At 71.6% G+C, this 14,025-nt stretch carries 9 protein-coding genes and 1 pseudogene; all 10 read right to left on the bottom strand.

Features of this window, described 5'->3' with window-relative positions:
- Positions 1–171 precede the first annotated feature (171 nt).
- A complete protein-coding gene (locus IE153_RS42555) occupies positions 172–882 on the bottom strand; it encodes a chaplin (protein WP_189588796.1) in 711 nt (236 codons plus the stop codon).
- Between the two features lie 312 nt (positions 883–1,194).
- Complete coding sequence (locus tag IE153_RS06475; RefSeq protein WP_189588795.1) at positions 1,195–2,727, bottom strand: vWA domain-containing protein; 1,533 nt, start codon at positions 2,725–2,727, stop codon at positions 1,195–1,197.
- A 130-nt stretch (positions 2,728–2,857) separates the two neighbouring features.
- Complete coding sequence (locus IE153_RS06470) at positions 2,858–3,724, bottom strand: ABC transporter permease (protein WP_189588794.1); 867 nt, start codon at positions 3,722–3,724, stop codon at positions 2,858–2,860.
- Positions 3,721–6,378 carry a CocE/NonD family hydrolase gene (locus IE153_RS06465; protein ID WP_189588793.1) on the bottom strand — a complete coding sequence of 886 codons (2,658 nt, stop codon included), beginning with the start codon at positions 6,376–6,378 and terminating at the stop codon, positions 3,721–3,723. The genes IE153_RS06470 and IE153_RS06465 overlap by 4 nt, the downstream gene beginning before the upstream one ends.
- A gap of 201 nt (positions 6,379–6,579) precedes the next feature.
- A complete protein-coding gene (locus IE153_RS06460) occupies positions 6,580–7,971 on the bottom strand; it encodes an APC family permease (protein ID WP_189588792.1) in 1,392 nt (463 codons plus the stop codon).
- Between the two features lie 205 nt (positions 7,972–8,176).
- Positions 8,177–9,679: a CoA-acylating methylmalonate-semialdehyde dehydrogenase gene (gene mmsA / locus IE153_RS06455; RefSeq protein ID WP_189588791.1), complete on the bottom strand. Its 1,503-nt coding sequence runs from the start codon at positions 9,677–9,679 to the stop codon at positions 8,177–8,179.
- Positions 9,680–9,693: 14 nt separating this feature from the next.
- Positions 9,694–11,577 (bottom strand): 3D-(3,5/4)-trihydroxycyclohexane-1,2-dione acylhydrolase (decyclizing), encoded by a 1,884-nt coding sequence (iolD, locus tag IE153_RS06450; protein ID WP_189588790.1) that lies wholly within the window; start codon positions 11,575–11,577, stop codon positions 9,694–9,696.
- 101 nt (positions 11,578–11,678) lie between these two features.
- Positions 11,679–11,786: pseudogene (locus IE153_RS41490) on the bottom strand (5-deoxy-glucuronate isomerase); the annotation flags it as partial.
- Between the two features lie 73 nt (positions 11,787–11,859).
- Positions 11,860–12,741, bottom strand: a complete 882-nt coding sequence (locus IE153_RS06445; RefSeq protein WP_189588789.1) for a Cgl0159 family (beta/alpha)8-fold protein — start codon at positions 12,739–12,741, stop codon at positions 11,860–11,862.
- Positions 12,738–13,688 carry a 5-dehydro-2-deoxygluconokinase gene (gene iolC, locus IE153_RS06440; protein ID WP_189588788.1) on the bottom strand — a complete coding sequence of 317 codons (951 nt, stop codon included), beginning with the start codon at positions 13,686–13,688 and terminating at the stop codon, positions 12,738–12,740. Before iolC ends, IE153_RS06445 begins: the two co-directional genes overlap by 4 nt.
- Positions 13,689–14,025: the final 337 nt, after the last annotated feature.

Raw genomic sequence — 14,025 nt, 5'->3', positions numbered from 1 at the left:
GGCCCCTCCCCGTGCCGGGAACGGCGGTCAGGGGTGCGGTGTTCCGCGACGGTCGACACCCCCCGGACCATGGTCGACGGGGGGTGCGGATGATGCTGTCCCGGAGTGACGGCAGACGCCGTTCCGGGGGAACACGGGTGCCGGACGGGTAGCGTCCGGCACCCGGGGACGCTAGCGGGACGAGGTGGTGCGGCCGCGGCGGTACATCATCACTCCGCCCGCGATCAGGACGGCACTGGCGGCCGATGCAGCCGCCAGGGCCTCGCTGCCGGTCTCGGCCAGCTGGGGCAGTGCGCCGTCCTCCTCCTCGGCTTCTTCGGTGATGGACGAGTCCTCGCTGTCCGGAGGCGTGGAACTCGGCGTCTCGCTGGCGGGCGGGACGGAAACGTCCTTGGCCGGGGGCTTCGGCTCCTCCTCCGTCGACGGGGTGTCGTCGTCGCCGTAGCCGCCGCCGTACGAGCCGTTCTCGCAGTCGTTGTCGAGCGCGTCGTTGAACAGCGCGCCACCGTCGACGTTGTTGCCGCAGGCGTTCACGGGCACATCGAGCGGCACCTGCACGTTGTTGCCGGAGAGCACACCGGGAGAACCCTTCACGACCGCTGACGCGTCCGCGCCCGCCTCGTGGCCCTTCGACTTGTGCGAGATGTTGCTGCAGGAGTTGCCGAACGCCGTGTTGAGCGCCGCGATCACGTTGACGGTGTTGCCGCACAGGTTGACCGGCACGTCGACCGGCACCTGCACGCTGTTCCCGGACAGCACACCAGGGGAATCCTTCGCCAATCCCGACGCGTCGGAGTCAGCGAGTGCGGGGCTGCCGTACAGGGACAGAATCCCCGTGGCGGCGGCCGCCGCGAACGCTCCCTTGCTCAGGGTCTGTCGCATTGCAGTTGTCCTCCTGCTTGAAGAATTAGGGCAGCCGGCCTCGGAGCGGAGAGCCACATCCAGGGCCCGGCGGTGTGACGGCATGAACAGGTCGCAGCGCTGAACAGGAATCAGGCGTGCCGGAGCCCGACTCGCGGCCCAGGGGCCGTCACCGGCACATCAATGGCAGAAGCGGCGGCCGCCGCAGCGATCATTGCCTCCTTGAGCACTGCGCGTTCCTCTCTCGTAGCGCCGCATGCTCTACTTCCTCATCAACCCGGCGCAGGAGGATTGGTTCCGCAGGTTCACCCGGTTGGCCCGCGTCCCGTCTGTTCAATCCCGCTGCCGGTCCGCCTGCTCGATGGCCCGGGCGAGGTCGCGCACCGCCCCGTCCTCCGTGGTGTCGGACAACGCGCGGGCACGATCGGCGAGTTCGCCCAAGCCGGCCGGGGCTCCCGGGAGGCGGTGGTTGCGGTCGTCTCGCGAGCTGAGGGCCCCGGCGAAGTAGGCCGCCACCGCGGTGACCTGGAAACGGCTGGGGGCGGCGCGCAGGGAGTCGTGGAGGGCGTCGGTCTCCAGGTCGCCGGTCTCCTCGTGCGGGTCGCGGGTCTCGGGGTCGAGCCAGCGGACGGTGGCGGTGGCGAGATGGCCCTCGGCGCCGGGCTCGGTGCGGACGGCGTACAGGGCGGTGACGGTGTGGCCGGGGCCGACCTCGCCGCCGTCGACGCGGTCGTCGCGGAAGTCCTCGTCCGCGACGCGGCGGTTGTCGTAGCCGACGAGGTGGAACTCCTCGACCGTCTCGGGGTCGAAGGCGACCTGGGCCTTGGCGTCGCGGGCGGTGAGGTCGACGTTGCGCGGGAGCTGCTCGGAGAAGACCTTGCGGGCCTCGTCGGAGTCGGACACGTAGACGGTGTGGCCGTCGCCCTTGTCGGCGAGCCGCTCCATGAGGGCGTCGCCGTAGTCGCTGCCGACGCCGACGCCGAAGAGGGTGATGCCGTGCTCGCGGCGCTCGCCAACGACGCGTTCCAGGATGCTGTCCGCGTCGGTGTCGCCGGTGTTGGCGAGGGCGTCGGAGATGAGGACGACCCGGTTGGTGGCGCCCTCGCGCAGGCCCTCCACGGCCGTCTCGTAGCCGGTCTCGACACCGGCACCGAGGTTGGTGGAGTCCTGGGTGTCCAGGTCGGAGACGGCGTCCTGGATCTCGTCGCGGTTGCCGTCGAGGCGGGTCATCGGCAGGACGGTCTCGGCCTCGTCGCTGAAGGTGACGAGCGCGACCGAGTCGTCGTCGCGCAGCCGGTCCGTCATCACGGAGAGGGACTCCTGGGCGAGGTCGAGGCGGCCCGGTTCGGCCATGGAGCCCGAGACGTCGATGACGAAGGTGAGGGCGGCGGGCGGGCGTTCGCCGGTGCGCTCGGTGGTGCGGGTGGCGAGGCCGACGCGGACCAGGGACCAGTCCTCGTCGTCGGTGCGGGCGCCGTCCACGGTGACCGAGAAGCCGTCGCCGTCGGGGCGGTCGTAGTCCTGGCGGAAGCTGTTGACGAACTCCTCGGGGCGGACCGTCGACGGGTCGGGCAGCCGGCCGTCGGCGAGGGCCCGGCGGGCGTAGTCGTAGGAGGCGGTGTCGACGTCGAGGGCGAAGGTGGAGAGGTGGTCGGGGTCTTCGCGGAGGTCGTCCCGTTCGTCGGCGTCCTGGCCCTCGGCGGGTGCGGGCTCGCCCGCACCGTACTCGGGGCGGTCGGCGGCCTTGCTGCTCTCGCCGGTGTCGGCGCCCCCGCTGCACGCGGTGAGCAGCAGGCCGCTCGCGGCCGTGAGGGCGAGCAGCGCTTTTCGTGTCCGGAACCGCTCCATCGTCCGTACCCCCTGCATCCGTTGACGTCGGCTTCTTGCGACTGTGACGCCGCGGGGGGCCGGAACGTGCGGTACGGGGGGTTGCGGAAGCGTCTCGAAGCAGCCACAGGGGCGGCCCTTCGAGACCGGTGGGTGATCTTCCGTTGACCTAGGAGACGACGTCCTTGCGGGCGAAACCGCGGAAGGCCAGGGCGAACAGCACGAGCGCGTACGTTACGGAGATCGACGTGCCCTGGATCATGTCCGACCACTCCGGCTGGGGCCGGACGGCGTCGAGCCAGGCGTACTGCCAGTGCGCGGGCAGGAAGTGGCGCCAGTCGCCGAGGGCCGTCACCTCGTCGAGGACGCTGCCGATGATGGTGAGGAACACCGCGCCGCCGACCGCGCCGAGCGGGGCGTCCGTCCGGGTCGACAGCCAGAACGCGAGGGCGGCGGTGACCAGTTGGGACACCATGATGTACGCGACGACGATCAGGATGCGCTGGGCCGCCGTACCGGTGGACAGGCTGCCCCCGGTGGGGAGTTCGAGCGGGCCCCAGCCGTAGGCGGCCGTGCCGACGGCGAGGGCGACGACCGGAAGCAGGACCATCGCCGCGAGGCTCAGGGTGAGTCCGACGGCGAGCTTGGACCACAGCAGCCGGGCCCTGGGCACGGGGGCCGCGAGCAGGTAGCGCAGGGAGGACCAGCTGGCCTCGGAGGCGACGGTGTCGCCGCAGAACAGGGCGACGGGGATGACGAGCAGGAAGCCGGCGGCGGAGAAGAGGTTGACCGCCGCGAAGTTGGCCCCGGACGCGGTCGCCGTGTCCATGAGGTTCACGCGGTTGTTGTTGCCGCCCGGGTCGCCGCCGACCTGGAAGGCGATGAGCAGGATGACCGGCAGGGCGAACAGGACACCGCCCATGACCATCGTGCGGCGCCGCTTCAGCTGCCGGACCAGCTCGACGCGGAAGGGCAGGGTGCGGCCCGCGCGGTAGCCGTCGGCGACCTCGACGGGCGGCTCGGCGAGCGTGCTCATGCTTCGGCTCCGATCAGGGTGAGGAAGGCGTCCTCCAGGCGGCGGTGCGGGCCGACCGACCGCACCGGCACGTCCAGCCGTACGAGTTCGGCGATCAGGCGCTGCGGGGAGCCGTCGGCGTCGAGCTGGACGAGGAGGCCCTCGTCGGTGCGCACGGCCGAGGCGACGCCCGGCAGCGCGGTGACCTTCTCCACGACGGGCTCGTCCACGGGCGTGGCCGTGCCGACGAGGAGGGTGTCGCCCGAGCCGACGATGTCCGCGACCGGACCGGCCTGGACGAGCTGTCCGTGGTCCATCACGACCAGGTGGGTGCAGGTCTGCTCGACCTCCGCGAGGAGGTGGCTGGAGACGATGACCGTGCGGCCGGCGGCGGCGTAGCGGATCATCACCTCGCGCATCTCGCGGATCTGGGGCGGGTCGAGACCGTTGGTCGGTTCGTCGAGGATGAGCAGGTCCGGCAGGCCGAGCATGGCCTGGGCGATGGCGAGGCGCTGGCGCATGCCCTGGGAGTAGGTGCGCACCGCGCGGGCGAGGGCGTCGCCCAGGCCCGCGATCTCCAGGGCCTCCTCCAGGTGCGCGTCCTCGGCGGGCCGGCCGGTGGCGCGCCAGTACAGCTCCAGGTTCTCGCGGCCGGACAGGTGCGGCAGGAAGCCCGCGCCCTCGACGAAGGCGCCGACCCGGGACAGGACCGGGGCGCCGGGGCTGATGGCGTGGCCGAAGACGCGGATCTCGCCGCCGTCGGGCTTGATCAGGCCCATCAGCATGCGCAGGGTGGTCGTCTTGCCCGCTCCGTTGGGGCCGAGCAGTCCGAGGACCTGGCCCTTCTCCACGCGGAAGGAGAGGTCCTTGACTGCGTACCGGTCGGTGGACTTCGCGTACCGCTTGGTGAGGTCCGTGATCTGGAGGGGGACTTCGGCCAGCTCGGGGGCGGGCGGGGCGGGGGCGGCGGTGCGACGGCGGCCCGTGATGATCAGGGCCGAGGCGATCACGGCGCCGGCGATGGGCATCCACCACACCCAGGCGGGCAGCCCGCCCTGGGTGTCGCGCTGACCGAGGGCCGAGGGGACCTTCAGATCGCCCTTGAGGGAGACGGTGTACGTGGCCGGGGAGACCGGGGAGGCGTAGCCGAGGTCCGTCGAGGCGAGGACCAGGCGCAGCCGGTGGCCGTCGTCGACCTCGTGGTCGATCGCCGGGAGGGTGAGGGTGACGTCCTTGCCGGCCTTGGCGCCCTCGACCTTGAGGGGCGTGACGAGCTGGGAGGGCAGCACCTGCTGCCTGCCGCCGCCCGGGCCGACGTCGTAGAGCTTGGCGAAGAGCACGGCGTCGTCGCCGGTGGACTTCACGTGGACGGTGGCGGTGGGCGAGCCGGTGATCTGGACGTCTTCGCCGAAGGGCTTCGACTCGAACGCGGCGAACTGGCCGGGGAAGTCGAGGGAGACGCCGATGCCGAGCGTGGAGAGCTGGCTGAGGCCGCCGGCGCCGCCGAGACCGGGCAGGGCCGAGATGCCGGGCGGGCTGGCGCCGGGCGGGTTGTCGAAGCTCTGCTCGCGGCCTGCCAGGGCGATGGAGCGCTGCTCGGCCTCCAGGCCGGGGTAGCGGTCCGAGGTCACGCCGGTCAGGCGGGGTTCGCCGTCGCCGGAGCCCTGGCCGAGGGTGCGGGTGACGCGGAAGGCGGGGCCGGTGTCGGCGCCCTTGTCGTCCTTCAGGTAGCGGTCGAACCAGGACGTCACGCGGCCTTCGACCCGGCCGGTCTCCATGTCGCCGCCGTCGTGCCCGCCCGCGATCCAGTCGACGTCGACGGGGGCGCCGTTGGCGCGGATCGCCTTCGCGGCCTGGTCGGCCTGGCCGAGGGGGAAGAGGGAGTCGGACTGGCCCTGCATCAGCAGGGTCGGCACCTTGATGTCCTTGCCGACGGCGGACGGGGAGCGCTCTTCGAGCAGCTTGCGCGCCTCGGCGTCCGGTGTGCCCGACTCGGCGACCCGCTCGTACATCCGGCACAACGCCGGCTCGAACTTCTCGCAGCCGCCGCCGGAGTTGACGAAGATGCCGGCCCAAAGCTTCTTGAACACGCCGTTCGGGAAGAGGGCGTCGGCGAGGTTCCAGTACGTGATCGCCGGGGCGATGGCGTCGACACGGTTGTCGTGGCCCGCCGTGAGCAGTGCTATCGCGCCGCCGTAGGAGCCGCCGGCCATGCCGACGCGGGGGTCGCCCTTCTTGTCGAGCTCGACCTGGGGCTGCTTCGCCAGCCAGTCGATGAGCTTCGAGACGTCGGCGACCTCGCCCTTGGGGTCGTTCAGGCCGATCCTGCCGCTGGACTTGCCGAAGCCGCGGGCCGACCAGGTCAGGACCGCGTAGCCGTCCCGGGCGAGGTCCTCGGCCTGCTGCCGCACGTCCTTCTTGCTGCCGCCGAAGCCGTGTCCGAGCAGGACGGCGGGGCGGCGGCGGTCTCCTCCGGAGGTGAAGAAGGAGGTGTCGATGCGGATGCCGTCGCCGGTGGGCAGGGTCCGGTCCTCGTGGTGGACCGGGGGCACGTCGTCGTTCGCCACGGCGGTCCACGTGCCCGCGCCCGCGAGGACGACGACGGCGGCCCCGGCGGCGAGGAGCCTCCGGGGCCTCCGAAGCAGCCCGTTGAGTCCGGGCAGTCGAAGATCCATGCGTCAACGGTACGGGGTGAAGCTGTCGATGAGTTGTCGACCGGAGGCCGAAGTGCGGGGCCTTCCAGGGGTGTACACGGAGTTTTCGGCGTACTGCGGGTGGTGTACGGCTCGGAGCTCGGCGGGTTCTGTGATCGGCCGTGTGCGGGGTTCGTCGTGGCTGTTCGCGCAGTTCCCCGCGCCCCCCTGGGGGGCAGCCACTCACTCTTCCGGAACGGACACCAGCCAGCGGGTCTCCGGCCGCGGGCGCAGGTACAGCGCCCAGTACAAGGTCGCCGCCGCCGTGATGCCGCCTGTCCACAGGAGATACGTCGTCTCCTGCTGGATCAGGATGTAGAGCAGGACCACGATGAGGAGGAGGGGGGCCGCCGGCCACAGGGGCATGCGCCAGGCCTGGGTGTGCTTGTGGTGGCCCCGGCGGGACAGCAGCGCGGCGATCGCGACGAGCAGGTACATGCCCGTCACCGAGACGCCCGTGACGCCGTAGAGGGTGTCCAGGTTCACGAAGCACAGGGCCGCGCCGGGGACGCCCACGGCGAGGGTGGAGACCCAGGGGGAGCCGAAGCGGCCGAGGCGGGAGAAGAGGGCGTTGACCGGCTCCGGCCAGGCCTTGTCGCGGGCCGAGGCGAACAGGACGCGGGAGTTCTGGATGACCATGACGATCCCTGCGTTGATGATCGCGAGGGCCACGCAGAGGCTGACGAACGTGCCGACGGCCGAGTTGGACCAGGCGGTGACCATGGCGGAGATGTCCCCGCCGGTCAGGGCGGCGAGGTCCGGGGCACCGAGGGTGATGGCGGCGACCGGGACCAGGATGATCACGGTGGAGATGGCGAGCGTGGCGAGGACCGTACGGGCCACCGAGCGACGCGGGTTCTCCAGTTCCTCGGAGAGGTAGACCGCGGTGGAGAAGCCCTGGGTGACGAACAGGGCGATGGCGAGGCCGGAGACCACCAGGAGGGCGGTGACGGTGTCCGGGGCGCCGCTCGGGCCGGCCACCTCCATCGAGACCAGGCTGTCCGGGCCTCGTTCCGCGTGGCTGAAGCCCAGGACCGCCACCACGGCCGCCGCGATGACCTCCAGGACCAGGAAGACACCGGTGATCCAGGCGTTGGCGCGCAGGTCGAGCAGACCGGCCAGGGTCGCGAGGAGCATGACCGAGGCGCCTGTCCAGGACGGGTCGAGGTGGACGAGGGGGGCGAGGTAGTCGGCCGTGCCCATCGCGATGACCGGCGGAACGATCATCACGACCAGCAGGGAGAGCACGAACACCAGCCAGCCCGCGAGGCGTCCGGCCATCGTCGAGACCATGGCGTACTCGCCGCCGGCGCTGGGGATGAGGGTGCCCAGCTCCGAGTAGCAGAACGCCACCGCGACGCAGAGCAGCGAGCCGATGGCGATGGTGAGGGCGGTGGCGGTGCCGAGCGAGCCGAACAGGTCGGGGACCACCACGAACAGGGTGGAGGCGGGGGTCACGCAGGAGAGGGTGAGGAGGGTGCCGCCGACGACTCCGATGGAGCGCTTGAGCTTCCCGGGGTGACTGTCCGGCGCCTGCGCGACGTCTGTCTCGACGGGGCGGAGCGTGTCGGTCATGCGGCGGTTCCCATCGGCTCGGCGGTGAACTGCGCAGCATCACACCCCGACGAAAGCAGCACGTCAATGGCTGTTTGCCTACGAAATCCGCAGCAGAAACCCGCCTTCGCTGTCGTTTTGAGAAGCGGAGGTCGACGGGAACAGGGCGGGGGCTCCCTGCGGTAACCGCAGGGAGCCCCCGGAAAAAACTCTCGCCTCTCGCGCCTCAGTGGTTGCGCGGGAAGCCCAGGTCCACGCCCGCGGGGGCGTCGGCCGGGTCGGGCCAGCGGGTGGTGACGACCTTGCCGCGGGTGTAGAAGTGCGTGCCGTCGTTGCCGTAGATGTGGTGGTCGCCGAAGAGCGAGTCCTTCCAGCCGCCGAAGGAGTGGTAGCCCACGGGGACCGGGATCGGGACGTTGATACCGACCATGCCGGCCTCGACCTCCAGCTGGAAGCGGCGGGCCGCGCCGCCGTCCCGGGTGAAGATCGCGGTGCCGTTGCCGAACGGCGAGGCGTTGATCAGGTCCAGGGCCTCCTCGTAGGTCTCGGTGCGCAGCACGGTCAGCACCGGACCAAAAATCTCGTCCTGGTAGGCCTTGGCGGACGTGGGCACCTTGTCGAGCAGCGAGATGCCGATCCAGTGGCCGTTCTCGAAGCCGTCGACCGTGTGGCCGGTGCCGTCCAGGACGACCTCGCAGCCCTCGGCCGCCGCGCCCTCGACGTAGGAGGCGACCTTGTCGCGGTGGACCTTGGTGATGAGCGGGCCCATCTCGGAGGTGGGGTCGTTGCCCGGGCCGATCTTGATCTTCTCGGCGCGCTCGCGGATCTTCTCCACCAGTTCGTCGCCGATCGAGCCGACCGCGACGACCGCGGAGATGGCCATGCAGCGCTCGCCGGCGGAGCCGTAGGCGGCCGACACGGCGGCGTCGGCGGCCGCGTCGAGGTCGGCGTCGGGCAGGACCAGCATGTGGTTCTTGGCGCCGCCGAGGGCCTGCACGCGCTTGCCGTTGGCGGAGGCGGTGGTGTGGATGTAGCGGGCGATCGGGGTCGAGCCGACGAAGGAGACGGCCTTGACGTCCGGGTGCTCCAGCAGGCGGTCCACGGCCACCTTGTCGCCGTGGACGACGTTGAAGACGCCGTCGGGCAGGCCCGCCTCGGACAGCAGCTCCGCGATCTTCAGCGAGGCCGAGGGGTCCTTCTCGGACGGCTTCAGCACGAAGGTGTTGCCGCACGCGATGGCGATGGGGAACATCCACATCGGCACCATCGCCGGGAAGTTGAACGGGGTGATGCCCGCGACGACACCGAGCGGCTGACGGATCGAGGCGACGTCGACGCGGCTCGCGACCTGCGTGGACAGCTCACCCTTCAGCTGCACGTTGATGCCGCAGGCGAGGTCGACGATCTCCAGGCCGCGCGCGACCTCGCCGAGGGCGTCGGAGTGGACCTTGCCGTGCTCGGCGGTGATCAGCTCGGCGATCGCGTCCCGGTTGGCGTCCAGCAGCGCCCGGAACGTGAACAGGATCGAGGTGCGCTGGGCCAGCGAGGACTGGCCCCAGGTCAGGTAGGCCTCCTTGGCGGCGGCGACCGCCGCGTCCACCTCGTCGACCGAGGCGAACGCGACCTTCGTCGTCACCTCGCCGGTCGCCGGATCGGTCACCGGCCCGTGCGTGCCCGAGGCGCCTTCGACGGTCTTGCCGCCGATCCAGTGGTTGACGATCTTCGTCATGGCCGGGAACTCCTTCACAGATGGCGGCGTCGGGTGGAGACGTGCCGTTCGTACAGCTCACGTGCCTTGACCGCGGACGGCCGTGTCGCGGTCTCGGCCACGGGTACATCCCACCAGGCCTGCGCGGGAGGCGCGCCCGACACTGTGTCTGCCGTTTGGGTCTCGACGTAGACACATGTGGGAGTGTCGGCCGCCCGGGCCTCGGCGAGGGCCTCCCGCAGGTCCCGGACGGTCTTCGCGCGCAGGACGCGCATGCCGAGGCTGGCCGCGTTGGCGGCGAGGTCCACGGGCAGCGGCGGCCCGGTGTACGAGCCGTCCTCGGAGGGGTAGCGGTAGGCGGTGCCGAACCGTTCGCCGCCCACCGACTCCGACAGGCCGCCGATGGACGCGTAGCCGTGGTTCTGGACGATCAGGACCTTGATCGCGACGCCCTCCTGCACGGCCGTGACGATCTCCGTCGGCATCATCAGGTACGTGCCGTCGCCGACCAGCGCCCACACGGGCCGGTCGGGAGCGGCCAGCTTCACGCCGATGGCGGCGGGAATCTCGTAGCCCATGCAGGAGTAGCCGTACTCCAGGTGGTACTGGTCGGGCGACCTGGTCCGCCACAGTTTGTGCAGGTCGCCGGGGAGGGAGCCGGCGGCGTTGATCAGGATGTCCGACTCGTCGGCGATCTCGTCCAGGGCGCCGAGGACCTGCGGCTGGGTCGGGCGCGTGTCCGGTTCGTCCACCTCGTAGCAGGCGTCGACGCGCTGCTCCCAGCGCTCCTTGTCCTCGGTGTACTCGGTGGCGTAGGTGCCGGCGACCCGGTGGGCGTGCATCCGGAGTGCGCCGGTGAGCTCCTGGAGGCCGCTGCGGGCGTCGGCGACCAGGGGCTGTCCGGCGAGCTTGTGGCCGTCGTAGGGCGCGATGTTGAGGTTGAGGAACCGGACGTCCGGGTTGCTGAACAGCGTGCCGGAGGCGGTGGTGAAGTCGGTGTAGCGGGTGCCGACGCCGATCACCAGGTCGGCGGTGCGGGCGAGTTCGTCCGCGGTGGCGGTGCCGGTGTGGCCGACGCCGCCGACGTCCTGGGGGTGGTCGTGGCGCAGGGAGCCCTTGCCGGCCTGGGTGGAGGCGACCGGTATGCCGGTGGTCTCGGCGAACTCGGCGAGGGCGTCCTCGGCGCGGCTGTGGTGGACGCCGCCGCCCGCGACGACCAGAGGCCTCTTCGCCGAGCGGATGATCCGTACCGCCTCGGCCAGTTCCGCCGGGTCGGCGCCGGGACGCCGTACGGTCCAGACGCGCTCGGCGAAGAACTCCTCGGGCCAGTCGTATGCCTCGGCCTGCACGTCCTGGGGCAGGGCGAGGGTGACGGCACCGGTCTCGACGGGGTCGGTGAGGACGCGCATCGCGTTCAGCGCCGAGGGGATCAGGGCCTCGGGCCGGGTGATCCGGTCGAAGTACCTCGACACCGGGCGCAGGCAGTCGTTGACCGACACGTCGCCCGCGTACGGGACTTCGAGCTGCTGGAGGACCGGGTCGGCGGGGCGGCCGGCGAAGATGTCACCGGGCAGGAGCAGCACCGGCAGGTGGTTGATGGTCGCGAGGGCGGCACCGGTGACGAGGTTGGTGGCGCCGGGGCCGATGGAGGTCGTCACCGCGTGCGTGGACAGGCGGTTCGACTGGCGGGCGTAGCCGACCGCCGCGTGCACCATGGCCTGTTCGTTGCGGCCCTGGTGGTACGGCATCTGCTCGGCGTGCTCCAGGAGCGCCTGGCCGATGCCGGCGACGTTGCCGTGGCCGAAGATGCCCCAGGTGGCGCCGATGAGCCGCTGCCGGACGCCGTCGCGCTCGGTGTACTGGGCGGACAGGAAGCGCACGAGCGCCTGTGCGACCGTCAGCCTCGTCGTCGACGTCATCGTCGTCCCTCCCTCGGGGTGGTCACGGGTACGCGTCGGCCGCGGCGGGCGTTCACGCCGTGCGCGGGCGCCCGCTCCTTCGCGGTGGGACGCCTCGTGCGGGGGACCTCCGGCGCGGGGCCGTAGCGGGCGGGGAGTTGTCGCTCGCTCTTCGCTCCTGCCAAAGCAAAGCGGCCTCCCGCGCCGGAGGCGATCTGGGCCCGGGACCTGCCCGGGAGAGGGAGAAATCGGTCTTCTGTGCTGTCGCCCGCGGTGAAGGTGTGGGTGGTCATGAGGCGGCCCTCACAGCAGTCCGACGGCGGTGTCCACGGCGGCGGTCACGTCCCCGTCCGCCGGGTACAGCAACGAACGTCCCACGACCAGCCCGCACACGGTGGGCAGTTGGAGGGCGCCGCGCCATTTCTCGTACGCCCCGTCCTGATCGTCGCCCACCTCGCCGCCCAGCAGTACGGCGGGCAGCGTGGAGGCCGCCATGACCTCTGCCATGTCGTCGGGGTTGTCGGTGACCGGGACCTTGAGCCAGGTGTAGGCGGAACTGCCGCCGAGGCCCGAGGCGATGGCGATCGACTTGGTCACGGCCTCGGCGGAGAGGTCGTTGCGGAGCCGGCCCCGCTCGTCGCGGTGGCTGATGAACGGCTCGACGAAGACGGGGAGCCGCCGGGCGGCCATGGCGTCGACGGCCCGGGCGGTGGACTCCAGGGTGGTCAGCGAGCCGGGGTCGTCGTAGTCGATGCGCAGGAGCAGCTTGCCCGCGTCGAAGCCGAGGCGCTCGATGTCCTCGGGGCGGTGGCCGGTGAAGCGGTCGTCGAGTTCGAAGCGGGCGCCCTGGAGGCCGCCGCGGTTCATCGATCCGATGACGACCTTGCCGTCGAGGGCGCCGAGCAGGAGCAGGTCGTCGAGGATGTCGGCGGTGGCGAGGACGCCGTCCACGCCGGGGCGGGACAGGGCCAGGCAGAGGCGTTCGAGGAGGTCGGCTCGGTTGGCCATGGCGAGGGCACGGCCGCCGACGCCGAGGGCGCCGCGGGCGGGGTGGTCGGCGGCGACGATCATCAGGCGGCCGTCGCCGTTCAGCAGCGGCCGACGGGGGCGGCGGGCGGCGGCCTCGGCGATCGCCTCCGGGCGGTGGCTGCGCAGGCGGACGAGTTCGCAGACGTCGACGGTCACTGGACGGCCCCCGCGGTGACGGCCGCCTCGATCTCGTCCGGCGTGGGCATCGCGGAGGAGCACTCCAGGCGGGAGGCGACGATGGCACCGGCGGCGTTGGCGTGCCGCATGGTCTTCTCCAGGTCCCAGCCGGCCAGCAGGCCGTGGACGAGGGTGCCGCCGAAGGCGTCGCCGGCGCCGAGTCCGTTGAGGACGTTCACCGGCAGCGGCGGGACCTCGGCGCTCTCGCCGGCGCTGTTCACCGCGAGGACGCCCTTGGGGCCCTGCTTGACGACGGCCAGTTCGACGCCCGCGTCGAGCAGGGCGCGGGCGGCGGCGTGGGGTTCGCGCACGCCGGTGGCGACCTCCACCTCGTCGAGGTTGCCGACGGCGACGGTGGTGTGGCGCAGGGCCTCTGTGTAGAAGGGCCGCGCGGCCTCCGGGTCGGTCCAGAACATCGGGCGCCAGTCCAGGTCGAAGACCGTGGTGCCGGCCTTGGCGCGGTGGGCGAGGGCCGCGAGGGTCGCCGTGCGGCTCGGCTCCTCGCTCAGGCCCGTGCCCGTGACCCAGAAGACCCGGGCGTCGCGGATGGCGTCGAGGTCGAGCTCGTGGGCGTCGATCTCCAGGTCGGGGGCCTTGGGCCGCCGGTAGAAGTACAGCGGGAAGTCGTCCGGTGGGAAGACCTCGCAGAAGGTGACCGGCGTGGGCAGGCCGGGGACCGGGGTGACCCAGCGGTCGTCCACGCCGAAGCCCTTGAGGGCCTCGTGGAGGTAGGTGCCGAAGGGGTCGTCGCCGGTGCGGGTGATCACCGCCGCGCGCCGTCCCAGGCGGGCCGCGGCCACCGCGACATTGCTCGCCGAGCCGCCGAGGAACTTGCCGAAGGACGTGACCTGCGGCAGCGGGACGCCGGTCTGGAGCGGATACAGATCCACTCCGATCCGCCCCATGGTGATCAGGTCGTACGCCATCGGTGTCCCCTCGATGCTCGGCTCTCCCCGGTTTTGTAGCCCCCTCTCGAGGCCCTGTCAATGTTTTGTCCAGACATTCGGACCAGATCATGACAGCGCTTTCCGTTCGTCCGGGCCCGTGTCAAGACACCCCGCCGACGCCGGGGCCCGCCCATGTGCCGCGGCTGTGTCACAAACACCTCCCTCGTGTCACGCGTGTCGCGAGTACGCGGGTCTTCCGTCACACCCGGCGCACAGGCCCTGCCCCGTATCACCGAGCGTCGTTGACCGGGCACAGGCTTGTTGATCGCCAGCGCAGCGCCCGGCTCCCCCGGACGGCCGTCCACGGCCGCCGCCG

The sequence above is a fragment of the Streptomyces massasporeus genome (assembly GCF_014648995.1).
GTDB lineage: Bacteria > Actinomycetota > Actinomycetes > Streptomycetales > Streptomycetaceae > Streptomyces > Streptomyces massasporeus.
This window is presented reverse-complemented; position numbering and strand designations above follow the sequence as displayed.